Annotated in this window: 10 protein-coding genes; 5 read left to right on the forward strand and 5 right to left on the reverse strand. The window is 73.9% G+C overall.

Translation table 11 applies throughout. The features are described 5' to 3' along the window. Positions 1-28: 28 nt before the first annotated feature. From CRP39_RS07665 to CRP39_RS07675, 3 genes are all read right to left on the reverse strand, one after another. Positions 29-2,974: an acetoacetate--CoA ligase gene (locus CRP39_RS07665; protein WP_097205753.1), complete on the reverse strand. Its 2,946-nt coding sequence runs from the start codon at positions 2,972-2,974 to the stop codon at positions 29-31. Next, positions 2,971-3,738, reverse strand: coding sequence for a 4'-phosphopantetheinyl transferase family protein (locus CRP39_RS07670; RefSeq protein ID WP_172442331.1), 768 nt, complete (start codon positions 3,736-3,738; stop codon positions 2,971-2,973). Before CRP39_RS07670 ends, CRP39_RS07665 begins: the two co-directional genes overlap by 4 nt. A gap of 299 nt (positions 3,739-4,037) precedes the next feature. Next, positions 4,038-4,316, reverse strand: a complete 279-nt coding sequence (locus CRP39_RS07675; RefSeq protein ID WP_097205755.1) for a chorismate mutase — start codon at positions 4,314-4,316, stop codon at positions 4,038-4,040. Between the two features lie 281 nt (positions 4,317-4,597). Here CRP39_RS07675 and pcrA point away from each other — a divergent pair, with 281 nt between their 5' ends. Further along, on the forward strand, positions 4,598-6,916 hold the full coding sequence (pcrA, locus tag CRP39_RS07680; RefSeq protein WP_097205756.1) for a DNA helicase PcrA: 2,319 nt from the start codon (positions 4,598-4,600) through the stop codon (positions 6,914-6,916). A 90-nt stretch (positions 6,917-7,006) separates the two neighbouring features. Here the strand turns inward: pcrA and CRP39_RS07685 are convergent, their stop codons facing one another. Then, on the reverse strand, positions 7,007-7,837 hold the full coding sequence (locus CRP39_RS07685) for a M23 family metallopeptidase (protein WP_097205757.1): 831 nt from the start codon (positions 7,835-7,837) through the stop codon (positions 7,007-7,009). Between the two features lie 283 nt (positions 7,838-8,120). Next, the gene (locus tag CRP39_RS07690; protein WP_097205758.1) at positions 8,121-9,020 is read right to left on the reverse strand and encodes an esterase/lipase family protein; all 900 of its coding nucleotides are present in this window, start codon (positions 9,018-9,020) and stop codon (positions 8,121-8,123) included. 184 nt (positions 9,021-9,204) lie between these two features. Between CRP39_RS07690 and CRP39_RS07695 the strand changes: the two genes are divergently transcribed. From CRP39_RS07695 to CRP39_RS27165, 4 genes are all read left to right on the forward strand, one after another. Then, positions 9,205-10,308 carry a hypothetical protein gene (locus CRP39_RS07695; RefSeq protein WP_097205759.1) on the forward strand — a complete coding sequence of 368 codons (1,104 nt, stop codon included), beginning with the start codon at positions 9,205-9,207 and terminating at the stop codon, positions 10,306-10,308. A 192-nt stretch (positions 10,309-10,500) separates the two neighbouring features. Further along, positions 10,501-11,664 carry an ADP-forming succinate--CoA ligase subunit beta gene (gene sucC, locus CRP39_RS07700; RefSeq protein ID WP_097205760.1) on the forward strand — a complete coding sequence of 388 codons (1,164 nt, stop codon included), beginning with the start codon at positions 10,501-10,503 and terminating at the stop codon, positions 11,662-11,664. A 29-nt stretch (positions 11,665-11,693) separates the two neighbouring features. Continuing rightward, positions 11,694-12,572 (forward strand): succinate--CoA ligase subunit alpha, encoded by an 879-nt coding sequence (sucD, locus tag CRP39_RS07705; protein ID WP_097205761.1) that lies wholly within the window; start codon positions 11,694-11,696, stop codon positions 12,570-12,572. A gap of 226 nt (positions 12,573-12,798) precedes the next feature. Next, the gene (locus tag CRP39_RS27165; protein WP_183358943.1) at positions 12,799-13,956 is read left to right on the forward strand and encodes a hypothetical protein; all 1,158 of its coding nucleotides are present in this window, start codon (positions 12,799-12,801) and stop codon (positions 13,954-13,956) included. Positions 13,957-14,067: the final 111 nt, after the last annotated feature.

Here is a 14,067-nt window from a genome sequence, read left to right on the forward strand (position 1 = left end):
GTAGTGAGGGGCTGGCGGCGGTGCGCCGTCACGCGAGCGTGGCCGACAGGCGGCGGGCCAGCTCGAGGACGTGCGGGTGGGCCAGCACGCTGTTGTGGTCGGCGGGGATCTCCGTGACCAGGAGGTGCGGGGCCGCCCGGCGCCAGGCCGCGAGCGTGTTGCCCACCACGGGGAGGCGTCGGGCCGCCTGGAAGTACGTCACCGCCCCGTCGTAGGGCGTGAGCCGGTGGGCGTTGTACGTGGTCGACGACCGGAGCCACGCGGCTTCCTCGGGGTCGGCGTGCTCGCCGGTCAGGCGCAGGTGCAGCTGCTCGGTCAGCCGTGCGGGGGAGCGCAGGGTGTCCCAGCGGCCCGCCCACCGGCGCGCGGCCGCCTCGCGGGGTGTCAGGCTCGCCGTGGGCGGGAGGGCGTCGACGAGGCCGAGGAAGGCGACGGGGTGCCCCGCGGCCCTGAGCCGGCACGCCACCTCGTAGACCAGCAGCCCGCCGAACGAGTAGCCGACCAGGCTGTGCGGTCCCGTCGGCTGGACAGTCAGCAGCTGACCGGTGGTGTCGTCGGCGAGCTCGGCGATGCTGCGCCGCCGGCCGTCGCCGTCGCTCAGCGCCGGCTGCACGCCGTACACGGGCCGGTCGGTCTCGAGGGCGACGACGAGTGCCTGCAGCTCGTTGAGCTGCCCCCATGCGTCACAGGCGAGGAAGACCGGCCGACCGGTGCCGGGCCGCAGGAGCTGGACCCCGGTGGTCTCGCCCCGGGGGCTCTGCTCGATCGTCCGTGCCAGCCCCTGGAGGGTCGGGTCGGCGTAGAAGGTCAGGATCTGCACATCCACGCCCAGGTCGAGCTTCACCCGGCGCAGGAGGCTCATCACCTGCCGGGACGAGCCGCCCAGGTCCATGAAGTCGTCGTCCGGCCGCGTGTCGGCGGTGCCGAGGACCTCCCGCCAGATCCGCGCCAGGGGCTCCGGCACGGAGACGCCTGCCGCGGCCCGGGGGACGGCGGTGCTGTGCCCGGGCCCGGGGGCGGGCTCATCGGAGCCCGCCGCGCGCTCGACGGCAGCCCGGATGACGGCCAGACACCCCGGGTTGCGCAGCGCCGCCTCGTTGGCGACCACGTCGCCGTTGACCGCGTCACGGGCGGCCCGTTCGGAGGCCTTGCCGTTGTGGGTCACCGGCAGCTCGGGGACCGCCAGCACCAGGGACGGCACGTGCGCGGGGGACGCGTTGCGCCGGAGGGCGCGGCGGATCCTCCGCTCCAGCTCGCCGTCGAGGGCGGCTCCCGGCTGCAGCACCACGAGCAGGACCATCCGGGTCCGGCCCGGGGCGGAGGCGTCCCGCTGCTCGACGGCCATGGCGCTGGTGATCTCGGTGACCTCGTGCAGGGCCGTGTAGACCTCGCTGGGGCCGATCCGCACGCCGTTGACGTTGAGCACCCCGTCGGAGCGGCCGTGCATGCGGGCCGAGCCGTCCGGGCCGAACTCCACGAGGTCGCCGTGGGTCCACACCCCGGCGTGCTGGGAGAAGTACGCGCGGTGGAAGCGGGAGCCGTCCGGGTCCTGGAGGAAGCCGATCGGTCGTGACGGGAACGGCCGGCGGCAGACCAGTTCACCCACCTCGCCGGCGACCTCCCGGCCGTCCGGGTCGACGGCGACGACGTCCAGGCCGAGGCTGCGCGTCTGGCACCGGCCCGGGCTGACGGGCAGCTCGGGGTGGCCGAGGACGAAGCAGCCGAGGATGTCGGTGCCCCCCGAGATCGACTGCAGCGGCTGGGGTCCCACCGCCCGGGCCACCCACTCGAACTGCCAGTCGTGCAGGACGGCACCGGTGGACAGCACGGCGCGCAGGTGGCTCAGGTCGTACTCGTCCGCGGGCCGGTGGCCGGCGTCCTGGCACAGCTGGAGGTAGGTGGGGCTCGTCCCGAACACGGTCACGCGTTCGTCGGCGACGATCCGCCAGAGGGTCTCGGGTCCGTGGACGGGGCCGTCGTAGACGACGACCGATGCGCCGACCGCCAGCGCGGACAGCTGCCAGTTCCACATCATCCAGGCGGTGGTGGTGTGGAAGTACATGCGGTCCGCGGGCCGGAGGTCGCCGTGCAGGCGGTGCTCCTTGAGGTGCTCGAGCAACGCGCCACCCGCCCCGTGGACGATCGCCTTGGGCGGTCCGGTCGTGCCCGACGAGAACATCACGAACAGCGGGTGGTCGAACGGCAGCCGTGGCCAGTCCGGGCGCGGGGCACCCGCCGCGGCCGCGACCAGGTCGGGAAGGCGGGTCGCCGGGGCGTCACCCACGGGCAGCTCGTCGAGGAGCACGAGGCGGCGCACCGTCGGGAGGCCGGCCAGCAACGCCGAGGTGCCCTCTTCGGGTCCTCCGTGCAGGCCGTTCCGGTCGAGCAGCAGCAGCTGGGCCTCCACCTGCTGGAAGCGGCCGAGGAGCGCGGCCGTGCCGACGTCCGGCGTCGACGTCGCGACGACGGCACCCAGGGACGCCGCCGCCAGGACGGCCACCGCCACGGTGGCGTTGTTCGGCGCCACCGCGAGGACCCGGCTGCCGACTCCGATCCCGGCGTCGGCCAGCGCGGCGGCGGTCACGCCGACCGCCTCGCGCAGCTCCCGCCGGCTGAGGCGCTCCGCCGGCCGGTCGGCGTGCAGCGACGTCAGCGCGGGGGCCTCGTCGTCCACCCCCGGCAGCGGGCGCAGCAGGGCCTCGACGTAGTTGAGGCGCACCTCGGGGAAGAAGCGCGCTCCCTCGACGTCATCGCCGACGACCGTCGGCTCGGGGCTGCCCGACCACGGCAGGCCCGACCACTCGAGGAGGGTGCGCCAGAACGCGTCGCCCTCCCGGATCGAGAAGTCGTGGAACGCCAACGGCGAGCCGAGGGGGCGGCCCGCGAGCTCCTCGCAGCGCGCACGGAACTCCGCCCACTGGGAGGTCCGGGGTTCCTCTCCCGCTGGGGTGGACGCGGTGACCGTCGCCGTCATGAGCGAACACCCTTCTCCAGTGACCAGATGCCGTGACCGAGCACGCGAGGCGCGAGGGGGCGACGGCGCCGCGCGACCCGACGCGAGGTGGCGAGGCTCGCGACGAACCCGACCGGTACGGGGACGGCGACGACGTGCCAGCGGCCCACCCTGCGCTCCGATCCCTCCCCGGTGCCGGTGTCGACCAGCCGGGGTGGCGTCGCGATCCCGGACCCGGACGCCTTCAGCACGGCCTCCTTCACCGTCCAGGTCCGCGCTGCGACTCGAGCCCGCTGCGGTTCTCCGAGCACGGCGATGGCGCCCGCCTCCCGGTCGGTGAGCCAGCCCTCGTCCCGGGTGTCCGGCGTCCACGGGCCCACCTGCTCGAGGTCGATCCCGACCTGCGTCCCGCGCCCGAGGACCACCAGCCCGAGGTCGGCGCTGGCCGCGCAGCTGACGTCGAGGCTCCGCGCGCCGGGGACCGTGGCCGGTACGAACGGGCGTCCGGCCGGCGTCAGTGACAGGGGGACGCGGCTCGGCGTGCAGGAGAGCTCCGCCGCGATCACGCACCGTAACGCCGCTCGAAGGGCGATGCGGCGCCGACGCACGGCGGGTGTGCCGCGGTCGGCGCGACTCAGCTCCGCGTCGGTGAGTGCGGTCGCGGCCCGGGCCAGTGTGGACTCGTCGGGCCCGAGGTCGACCAGCCAGACGTCGACGGGCGGGCGCCGGGGCCGTCCGAGCACAGCACTGCGTGCAGTGCCGTCACTGACCGTGAGGTTCGGCATCGTCGCATAGTGGCACGAGGACGCGGGAACACGCTCGCCCTCCGTCGCGGTGTCCACCGATCCGGTGGCCCCACCCCCGCGGACCCGTCGCGACGGGCCACGGCGGGACGCGCCGCAGGGGTTCCGTCCCATCGCGGACCGGAGCACCTGGCTCGTCGCCGGGGGCGTTCGCGGCGGCCCGCACTCCGTACGCGGCCCTGTGGGCCGGCTCGGACGACGTCACCCTGCTCGGCGCCTGGGGGCCGGTCGAGCAGGGCCACGCCGACGTGACGACGACGTTCCGGTGGGTGGATCCGCGTTCAGAGACGGCCGCGGCCCTGGCGGAGCAGCATCATCCCGAGGATCGCGCCGTCACGGCCGAGCGCCTCCTGGAACCGGGCGAGCACCTGCTGCTCGCGGGCCAGCGACAGGCGGGTGCCGCCCGCGGTGCGGCGCAGCTCACCGATCTCCTGCGACACGGACAGCCGGCGCCGGACGAGGTCGATGAGGGCGGCGTCGCAGGCGTCGATCTCCTCGCGGAGCTCGGAGATGCGCACGTCGGTGTCGGTCGCGGCCGTGGTGGGGAGCGTGGCGGTCATGGGGTGTTCCTCCGGGGCGGGCGGCAGGCCGTCGGACCCCTGGAACGAGAAACGCCCCGGGCTCCTCGGGCCCGGGGCGTCTGTTGCGGCGTGTGCTCAGCCAGCGGTGACGGACACCGGATCCCGGTGGCCGTAGTAAAAGCTGAGCGCGGTGAGCACGGCGGGGAGTCTGCCACAGCTGGCACCGAGATCGCCACCGGCTCCCCCCGGTCGGGGGCGCGTGTGACGCCTGTTCCGCACCGCCCGGGAGCGTCACTCGTGCGAACTACAGTGGTGTCGTCATGAGCAGCGTCCAGCAGGCCCTCGTCGGTGCCCAGAAGTCCCTTCCCGGCACGGAGGGCCTCCAGCGCTCCGCTCCCGGCTCCGTGGGCCGCGAGCTGGACCGCATGCTCGCCGGGCTCAACGGCCCTCAGCGGCAGGCGGTCGTCCACGAGGGCGGGCCGCTGCTCATCGTCGCCGGCGCCGGGTCGGGCAAGACCCGCGTGCTCGCGCACCGGATCGCCTACCTGCTCGGCGCCCGTGGCGTGCAGCCCGGCGAGATCCTCGCGATCACCTTCACCAACAAGGCCGCCGGCGAGATGAAGGAGCGCGTCGCGCACCTGGTCGGCCCGCGGGCCCGCGCGATGTGGGTGTCGACGTTCCACTCCATGTGCGTGCGCATCCTGCGCGCCGAGGCCGCCAAGCTCGGCATGAAGTCGTCGTTCACGATCTACGACCAGGGCGACTCGGTCCGGCTGATGACGATGGTCGCCCGCGACCTCGACCTCGACGCCAAGCGCTATCCGGGCCGCAGCCTCGCCACCCAGGTGTCGAACCTGAAGAACGAGCTGATCGACGAGGAGAGCTACGTCCCCGGGACGGCGCCGGAGAAGGTGCTCGCCGAGGCCTACAAGCTCTACCAGCGGCGGCTGCGCGAGGCGCACGCCATGGACTTCGACGACCTGATCATGACGACGGTCCACCTGCTGCAGGCCTTCCCCGACGTGGCCGAGCACTACCGCCGCCGCTTCCGCCACGTGCTGGTCGACGAGTACCAGGACACCAACCACGCCCAGTACGTGCTGGTCCGCGAGCTGGTGGGGCCGGAGGGCGGCGTCGTCCCGCCGGCCGAGCTGTGCGTCGTCGGTGACGCCGACCAGTCGATCTACGCCTTCCGCGGCGCGACGATCCGCAACATCGACGAGTTCGAGCGCGACTACCCGCAGGCGACGACGATCCTGCTGGAGCAGAACTACCGCTCCACGCAGCGCATCCTCAAGGCGGCCAACCAGGTCATCGCCAAGAACACCGGCCGGCGGCCGAAGAACCTCTGGACCGACGCCGGGGACGGTGAGCTCATCGAGGGCTACGTCGCCGAGAACGAGCACGACGAGGCCGCCTGGGTCGCCGAGCAGATCGACGCGCTGGTCGATGAGGGCACGGCCAGGCCCAAGGACATCGCGGTCTTCTACCGCACGAACAACGCCTCCCGGGTCTTCGAGGAGGTGTTCATCCGCGTCGGCATGCCCTACAAGGTCGTCGGCGGGGTGCGCTTCTACGAGCGCAAGGAGGTCCGCGACGCGTTGGCCTACCTCAAGGTGGTGGCCAACCCGGCCGACGTCGTCAGCCTGCGGCGGGTCATCAACGTGCCCAAGCGCGGCATCGGCGAGAAGGCCGAGTCCTGCATCGAGACGTTCGCCGATCGGGAGCGCATCGCCTTCGCCAGCGCGCTGCGCCGGTGCTCGGAGGTCAACGCCCTCGCGCCGCGGTCGCTGAAGGCGATCCAGGAGTTCGTCGCGCTGCTCGAGGAGTTCGAGAACCTGGTCGAGACCGGTTCCGGCCCGGCCGCGCTGCTGGAGAGCATCCTCGACCGCACCGGCTACCTCGCCGAGCTGCAGGCCAGCACCGACCCGCAGGACGAGGGCCGCGTCGACAACCTCCACGAGCTCATCTCGGTGGCCGCGGAGTTCGAGGCGGCCAACCCCGGGGGCTCGGTCACCGACTTCCTCGAGCAGGTGTCCCTGGTGGCCGACGCCGACCAGATCCCCGTCGCCGGGGACGACGCGGGCGTCGTCACGATGATGACCCTGCACACGGCCAAGGGGCTGGAGTTCCCGGTCGTCTTCCTCACCGGCATGGAGGACGGCGTCTTCCCGCACCTGCGGGCGCTCGGCGACCCGCGGGAGCTGGAGGAGGAGCGCCGGCTGGCCTACGTCGGCATCACCCGGGCGCAGCAGCGGCTGTTCATCTCCCGGGCGACGGTGCGCACCAGCTGGGGGCAGCCGGCGTACAACCCGCCGTCCCGGTTCCTCGACGAGCTGCCGGCCGACACCGTGCAGTGGGCGGGCAAGGAGCCGGTCCCCGCGCCGAGCACGGGGTACCGGTCCGCGCAGACGCGGGTGGCGGCCACGGGCCTGTCCACCGGCGGGCTGCGGGGCGGCGCCGGAAACCGTGCGGTCATCTCCGTGGAGGTGGGGGACCGGGTCAGCCACGACGCGTTCGGGCTCGGCACGGTCGTGGAGGTGACCGGCGCCGGCGACAAGGCCCAGGCCACCGTGGACTTCGGCTCGGGTGGGACCAAGCGTCTGGTCCTGCGCTACGCCCCCCTCGTCAAGCTCTGACCTCCGGAGGTCCCCGAGCGAGACGGCGGGACGCGCTCGGCGCAGCAGGGGACGGCCCGTGGCCGCGGTCGTCGGCCGGAGGCCGACAGATCAGACGCTGACGCCGCGCTCCGCGAGGAACTCCTGCGGGTCGATGGGGCGGCCGGTCATGCCGCCGCGGTGGATCTCGTAGTGCAGGTGCGGCCCGGTGGACTGTCCCTCGTTGCCGACCTTGGCGATCTGGTCGCCGGCGTGTACGAGGTCGCCGGCCGACACCGAGTAGTAGCGCATGTGGCCGTAGACGTGGACGTTCCCGTCGGCGTCCTGGATGTAGACCGCGTTGCCGTACCCGGAGGCACGGCCGGCGCGGATGACCACGCCGTCGGTGGCGGTCAGGATCGGGGTGCCCAGCGGCGCCGCGAGGTCGAGGCCGTAGTGCATGGTGCCCCAGCGCTGGCAGAAGCAGGTGGTGAGCCGGCCCTGCGTCGGGAGGACCGTGCGCGGGGCGCGGGCGGCGCGGGAGGCGGCGAGTTCACCCAGGCGGGCCTGGGCCTCGGCCTCGGTGATACCGCGACGTACGCCGGCGTCCTCCATGTCGCCGGTCAGGCCGACGTCGGAGGCGACGCCGAGGCCGTACTCGGCGGCGCTGACCGCCACGCCGGTGGCCTGGTCGCCCATGGTGGTGGGCAGGGCGGCGACGACGGCGCCGACCACGAGGGCGGCGAGCCAGAGGGGACCGCGCCTGCCGGGCGGACGGGGGAGGCTGCGGCGGGTCGCGGGCGCGGCGTCCTCGGGGACCTCGGACGCAGCCGGTGCGGGGACCTCGGTCGCGGTGGTCGCTCGCGGCAGCAGGTCGACGGCGGCTCGCGGGAGGGGGATGACGGGAGTGGCCGGCGCGTGGTCGGTCCCCGGTCGCTCGAGCAGCGCGGGCTGACGGGTCACGGAGCACCTCCTTGGGGCAGCGACCCTCCCGAACGGGTGCCGCGAGGGCAGGTCGCCGGGGGAGCGACGGTGGCTGGGGCGTCCGGCGTGCGACGCCCGCCGGTGGGTACCGGCGCCGTGATCGGACCGTAACGATCCGTCAGGTGACCGGGCGTCAACGACACCCCGTGTCGCCTTGTCTGCAACCAGAGGGACCGGTGTGACGACAGGGACGTGAGCAGGCGACCCCCATCCAGGGACCCGCCCCGAGCCTGCGAGGGGTGGGGAGGAAGGGGGCCCTCTCTCAGGCGACGGCGGCCGGCGCGGCGATCGGGGGCAGCTCGGGGCGGCGCACCCCGGCGAGGGACGCGGCGACCTCGTCGACGACGCCCCGGTGGAACGGCAGCGACATGTGGCCCACCCCGCGGACCAGCACGTTGCGGGCGACCAGGTCCGGGTGGTCGCACCGGCCGGCGTGCGTCGGCAGCACCACCTGGTCCAGGTCGCTGTAGATCGCGGTCATCGGCGTGCGTACGCCCGGCGCGGGCTCGGCCAGCTCCTGCAGGACCGGCGAACCGGGACGGAGCTGGCGCACCAGCGGGGTGGGCACGAGGTGGGCCAGCACCGAACCCTGGTGCGGCGTTCCGAGGGTCACCAGGGACTCCACCCGCCGGTCGCCGTCCTGTCGCTGCACGTGGTAGCGGGCGATCAGCCCGCCGAGGCTGTGACCGACCACGTGTACCCGCTCGTGCCCGGTCTGCTCGCAGACGCGGTCGAGGTGCTCGCCGAGGGCTCGGGCGCCGCGCGCGACGTCGGTCAGCAGTGGGCTGTAGTTCCACGAGCAGACGTGCGCGAAGCCGCGGCGGCGCAGGCTGCGCCGCATCACCGCGAAGATCGACTGGTTGTCGACGAGGCCGTGGACGAGGACGACCGGGATGCGCGCCGCCAGCGGGTCGGCGGCGAAGAGCGCCCGCACGCCTGGGGGCTGCTCGCCGGGGCGACAGCGCGGATCCAGCCGCAGCGGCTCGCTGCGCGTGCCGAGCGGGTACATGAGCATGTGTGCGCCGACGAGGGCCAGTTCGGTGATGCCGCCGGCGAGCGCCGCGCGGCTGACGAGGGACCGCAACGGGACCCGTGGCGTCCACGGGGCGTTGCCGGCGGTGTGCGAGTCTGGACCGGACTCCGGGTCGTCGAGTGGGCGCATCTGCCAGTCCCTCCCCGTTCGTGACCACCGGTCGAGCCCGGGTTCGACGTCGCCGGTGGCGTAGTTGACCCGGTCATGCCCGGTTCACCTGACGGTAAAGCTGCGGTGTGCTGTTCGTCACACAAGCGCAACGTGGCACCGACGGATCGACGCCGGTTCGTGACCGACTGGACGGAGGAGACCGGTGGCCGCCCGCGATGGCTCCACGCGTGACCGCGACACCGGCCGGGGCGTCCGGTCCGCCCGCGACGGGGACGTCGGCCGGGGCAGCGGCGCCGATCGTCGCGCCGCGACCTCCCGGCGCACGGGGCCGCGCCGTCCGTCGGACCGGCCGGGCCCGGCGCGCGGGCCGGCCGACGGCCTCGTCGTCGGGACCGTCCCGGCGACCGCGCGGCTGGCCGGCGCGCTGCTGGTCCTGGCCGGCCTGGCCGGGGTGGTCGCGCTCTTCCCGACCTACCTGGTGGTGGGCGGGCAGGAGGTGGCCCAGGGTGGCGGACCCGGCAGCGTGCTGCTCGGACTGCTCACCCCGCTCACCTCTGCCGCCGTGGGCGCCGGGCTGGCCGCCGGCCGGGTGCCCCGGTTCGGACTGGGCTACGCGGGCGTGGCCGGCGCCCTCGCGGTCGGCCTGCTGCTGATCGAGCTCTACCGGGCGGACGCGTCCACCACCCGTCCGGGCGTGGAGGTGATCGCCGGGCAGCAGGTGCTGACCAGCTCGGTCGAGATCGGCGCCGGCTGGGTGTCCGGCGTCGTCTCCCTCGGGCTCACCGTGCTCGCCGGCGTGCTGGCCGCCGTGTCGTGGGGGCGCACGGTCATGGAGGACGGCGGGGCGCTGGACCCCGCCCGTCCGGGCCTGGCCGGCCTCGCCGTGCTGCTCGGCGTCGGGACCGTGCTCTGCCTCGTGCTGCCGGCGGCCGACGTCCCCGACCGGCTGGTCACGGACCCCGCGACGGGGCTGCAGACCGTGGTCGAGCAGGACGGGCCGCAGGGCCTGCTCGAGCGGCCCGGGCTGGCGTTGCTCGGTGGCCTGCTGCTGGCCGGCGCGGTCGTCCTCTGCTCGGTGCTGGCGCCCTCGCTGCGACCGCGGCTGGCCGCCGTCGGTGGGCTGCTGGCCATCACCGCCGTCGTACTGACCGCCGGGCTGACCGGCCTGCGCGACGCCGCCGTCTCCGATGAGCTCGAGTGGACCCTGCCCGGCGTGGGGCTGCTGGTGGCCGGTCTCGGCTACGGCGTCCTGACCGTCCTGGCGTGGCGGCTGCGCCGCTCCGCCGCGCCGGGCGACCGGCCCTGACCCCGGCGGGTGGCGTCGCCGGCCGACCGGGTGCCAGGCCCTCGCCGCCGTCGCCGTGGGGTTGACCAGCACGGTCGTCCGGATGGCCGTCCGGAGGGGTTCCCGGCTCCCCGTCCGGGGTGCTGTGAGACCGGCCACGCCCTCCGACGTGGGGGCGACGGCGGCATTCCAGGGGGGTTACGGTGCCTGCTCGTGGATCTCTTCGAGTACCAGGCCCGTGACCTGTTGGCCGCTCACGGCGTGCCCGTGCTGCCCGGCGGCGTCGCCGAGACGCCGGAGCAGGCGGAGGCGATCGCACGGGAGATCGCCGCTCCCGTCGTCGTCAAGGCGCAGGTCAAGACCGGTGGTCGCGGCAAGGCCGGCGGCGTCAAGCTCGCCGACGACGCCGAGAGCGCCAAGGCGCGCGCCCAGGACATCCTCGGCCTGGACATCAAGGGCCACATCACCCATCGCGTGATGGTCGCCCAGGCCAGCGACATCGCCGAGGAGTACTACTTCTCCTACCTGCTCGACCGCGCCAACCGCACCTTCCTGGCCATGGCCAGCGTCGAGGGCGGCATGGAGATCGAGCAGCTCGCGGTCGAGCGGCCCGAGGCGCTGGCCCGCATCCCCGTGGACGCCACCACCGGCGTCGACTCCGCGAAGGCCGCCGAGATCGTCGACGCCGCCGGCTTCCCCGCCGAGGTGCGCGACCAGGTCATCGCGATCGCCGTCCAGCTGTGGGACGTGTTCGCCAAGGAGGACGCCACCCTGGTGGAGGTCAACCCGCTGGCCAAGGCGCCCGACGGCACCGTGCTCGCGCTCGACGCGAAGGTGACCCTCGACGAGAACGCCGGCTTCCGCCACGCCGACCACGCTGCGCTGGAGGACGCCGCCTCGGCCGACCCGCTGGAGGCAGCGGCCAAGGAGAAGGACCTCAACTACGTCAAGCTCGAGGGCGAGGTCGGCATCATCGGCAACGGTGCCGGGCTGGTCATGAGCACCCTCGACGTGGTCGCCTACGCCGGCGAGGAGTTCGGTGGCGTCAAGCCCGCCAACTTCCTCGACATCGGCGGTGGCGCCTCGGCCGAGGTCATGGCCAACGGGCTGCACATCATCCTGTCCGACCCCGCCGTGAAGAGCGTGTTCGTCAACGTCTTCGGCGGTATCACCGCCTGCGACGCCGTCGCCAACGGCATCGTCTCGGCGCTCCAGCTCCTCGGCGACGAGGCGACCAAGCCGCTGGTCGTGCGTCTCGACGGCAACAACGTCGAGGAGGGCCGGCGCATCCTCGCCGAGGCCAACCACCCGCTGGTGACCGTCGTGGACACGATGGACGGCGCCGCACGCCGGGCCGCCGAGCTCGCCGCCGCCTGACCGCCCCCGCAACCGACAGGACACCAGAGATGTCGATCTTCCTCAACGAGAACAGCAAGGTCATCGTCCAGGGCATGACCGGCTCCGAGGGGCGCAAGCACACCCAGCGCATGCTGGCCTCGGGGACGGCCATCGTCGGTGGCGTGAACCCGAAGAAGGCCGGCCAGAGCGTCGACTTCGACGGCACCGGCGTGCCGGTGTTCGGCTCCGTCGCCGAGGCGATGAAGGAGACCGGCGCCGACGTCAGCGTCATCTTCGTGCCGCCGGCCGGCGCCAAGAACGCGGTCATCGAGGCCGTCGATGCGCAGATCGGTCTCGCCGTCGTCATCACCGAGGGCATCCCGGTGCACGACTCGACCCACTTCTGGGCGCACGCCCAGGGCGGTTCGACCCGCATCATCGGCCCGAACTGTCCGGGTCTGATCAGCCCCGGACGCTCCAACGCCGGCATCATCCCGGCCACCATCACCAAGCAGGGCAAGATCGGGCTGGTCAGCAAGTCCGGCACGCTGACCTACCAGATGATGTACGAGCTCCGCGACATCGGGTTCTCCACCGCGGTCGGCATCGGTGGCGACCCGGTCATCGGGACCACGCACATCGACTGCCTCCAGGCCTTCCAGGAGGACCCGGAGACCGAGGCGATCGTGATGATCGGTGAGATCGGTGGCGACGCCGAGGAGCGGGCCGCCGACTTCATCAAGGCGAACGTCACCAAGCCGGTCGTCGGGTACGTCGCCGGGTTCACCGCGCCCGAGGGCAAGACCATGGGTCACGCGGGCGCGATCGTGTCCGGCTCGGCCGGCACCGCGCAGGCCAAGCAGGAGGCCCTCGAGGCCGCCGGTGTGCGCGTGGGCAAGACGCCGTCGGAGACCGCCCGCCTCATGCGGGAGATCGTCGGGGGCTGAAGAAGGACCCCCTGCCCCCCGCCGCTCGCGAGCTCGCGACGGGGCCCTCCAGGGGGCCGAGCGGCTCGTGCTGCCCGGCGACCTCCGACGAGGTCGCCGGGCAGTGGCGTCCCCGGGGCTCGGTAGCGTCCCCACGGGCGAGGTCTGAGTGCCACCGTTGCACGTACCGCCCCCACTCACCGACGATGCGCTGAGTGACCAAGCCACTACTGAGGAGCGCTCCGCGATGACCAGTCAGCCGCCTCCGCCCCCGGGCGGGCCCGGACAGCCGGGGTACGGCTCCCAGCCCGGGCAGGAGCCCGGGGCCGGTGGTCAGCAGCCGGGCCACGGCGGGCAACCGGGGTACGGGCAGCAGCCGCCTCCCCCCGGCTACGGGCAGCCGCAGTACGGCCAGCCGCCGTACCCGCAGGAGCCCGGCCACGGCCACCAGCCGGGATACGCGCAGCAGCCTCCCTACGGCCAGCAACTCCCCTACGGGCAGCAGCCCGGCTACGGCCAGCAGCCGCCCTACGGGCAGCCGGGGCAGTACGGGCAGCAACCCGGGTACGGGCAGCCGCCCTACGGGCAGGGCTCCCACGGCGGCCCGGCCCGGCCCGGTACCTCGGTGGGCTTCGACCTCAAGAGGCTGACGATGGCGGACTACGTCATCGCCGGCGGCACGCTGCTGTTCCTCGTCCTGGCGTTCTTCCCCTGGTACCAGGTCGACGACGCCTTCTTCGGGTCCGACTTCAGCTTCAGCGGCTGGCAGTCCGGCCAGGTGACGACGGCGGTCTTCCTCTTCCTGCTGGCCACGGTGTGGACCCTGCTGCCGGCCTTCGTCGACCTGAGGCTCGGGTTCCCCCGGTCGGCCATCACGGTCGGCCTGGCGGCCCTGGGCTTCCTGTTCGCGCTGCTGGGCTGGCTGGACTCGTTCACCGAGGGCTTCTCGTTCTCGATCTGGGCACTGCTGGGTTTCCTCGCGGCAGCCGCGGTCCTCGCGTTCGCCGTCCTCCGGCTGCTGCAGGAACTGCGGAACCGTCCGGCCCTCCCGGGTGGCCTCGCAGGCGCCTCCCGGTCGGCCGACCAGCAGGCGCCGCAGTACGGCACGCAGGGCGGAGCGCCTGGCCAGTCGCCCTACGGGTACCCCGCCCAGCAGCAGCCGTACGGGCAGCAGCCGCCCTACGGCCAGCAGCCGTCGTACGGCCAGCAGCCGTTCTACGGTCAGCAGCAGCCCCAGGGGGGCTCGGCGCCGGACCAGCCGTCCTCCGGTCGGACCCAGGCCCACCGCATGCCCCCGCCGCCACCCCCGCCGGCCACGCGACCCGAGCCCGGCCCGGGCACGGGCGGCTCCGGCGGCGCCACCGCCTCCGGCAGCGAGCCGGGGCCGAACCCGGACAACGGCTGACCGAGACGGACCTCACTGCCCGGCGGGGGCCGGCGACCTGCGGGTCGCCGGCCCCCGCCGCCTTTGTGGACGCGGTTGGGCGCGTGCGACGGCGATCGCCGTCCGGCCTTG

The organism is Geodermatophilus sabuli (assembly GCF_900215145.1).
Classification (GTDB): domain Bacteria; phylum Actinomycetota; class Actinomycetes; order Mycobacteriales; family Geodermatophilaceae; genus Geodermatophilus; species Geodermatophilus sabuli.

Bases quoted from the DNA above. Each gene is read 5' to 3' on its own strand.
- CRP39_RS07665 (WP_097205753.1), bottom strand. From the start codon at position 2,974: ATGACGGCGACGGTCACCGCGTCCACCCCAGCGGGAGAGGAACCCCGG.
- CRP39_RS07670 (WP_172442331.1), bottom strand. From the start codon at position 3,738: ATGCCGAACCTCACGGTCAGTGACGGCACTGCACGCAGTGCTGTGCTC.
- CRP39_RS07675 (WP_097205755.1), bottom strand. From the start codon at position 4,316: ATGACCGCCACGCTCCCCACCACGGCCGCGACCGACACCGACGTGCGC.
- pcrA (WP_097205756.1), top strand. From the start codon at position 4,598: ATGAGCAGCGTCCAGCAGGCCCTCGTCGGTGCCCAGAAGTCCCTTCCC.
- CRP39_RS07690 (WP_097205758.1), bottom strand. From the start codon at position 9,020: ATGCGCCCACTCGACGACCCGGAGTCCGGTCCAGACTCGCACACCGCC.
- sucD (WP_097205761.1), top strand. From the start codon at position 11,694: ATGTCGATCTTCCTCAACGAGAACAGCAAGGTCATCGTCCAGGGCATG.
- CRP39_RS27165 (WP_183358943.1), top strand. From the start codon at position 12,799: ATGACCAGTCAGCCGCCTCCGCCCCCGGGCGGGCCCGGACAGCCGGGG.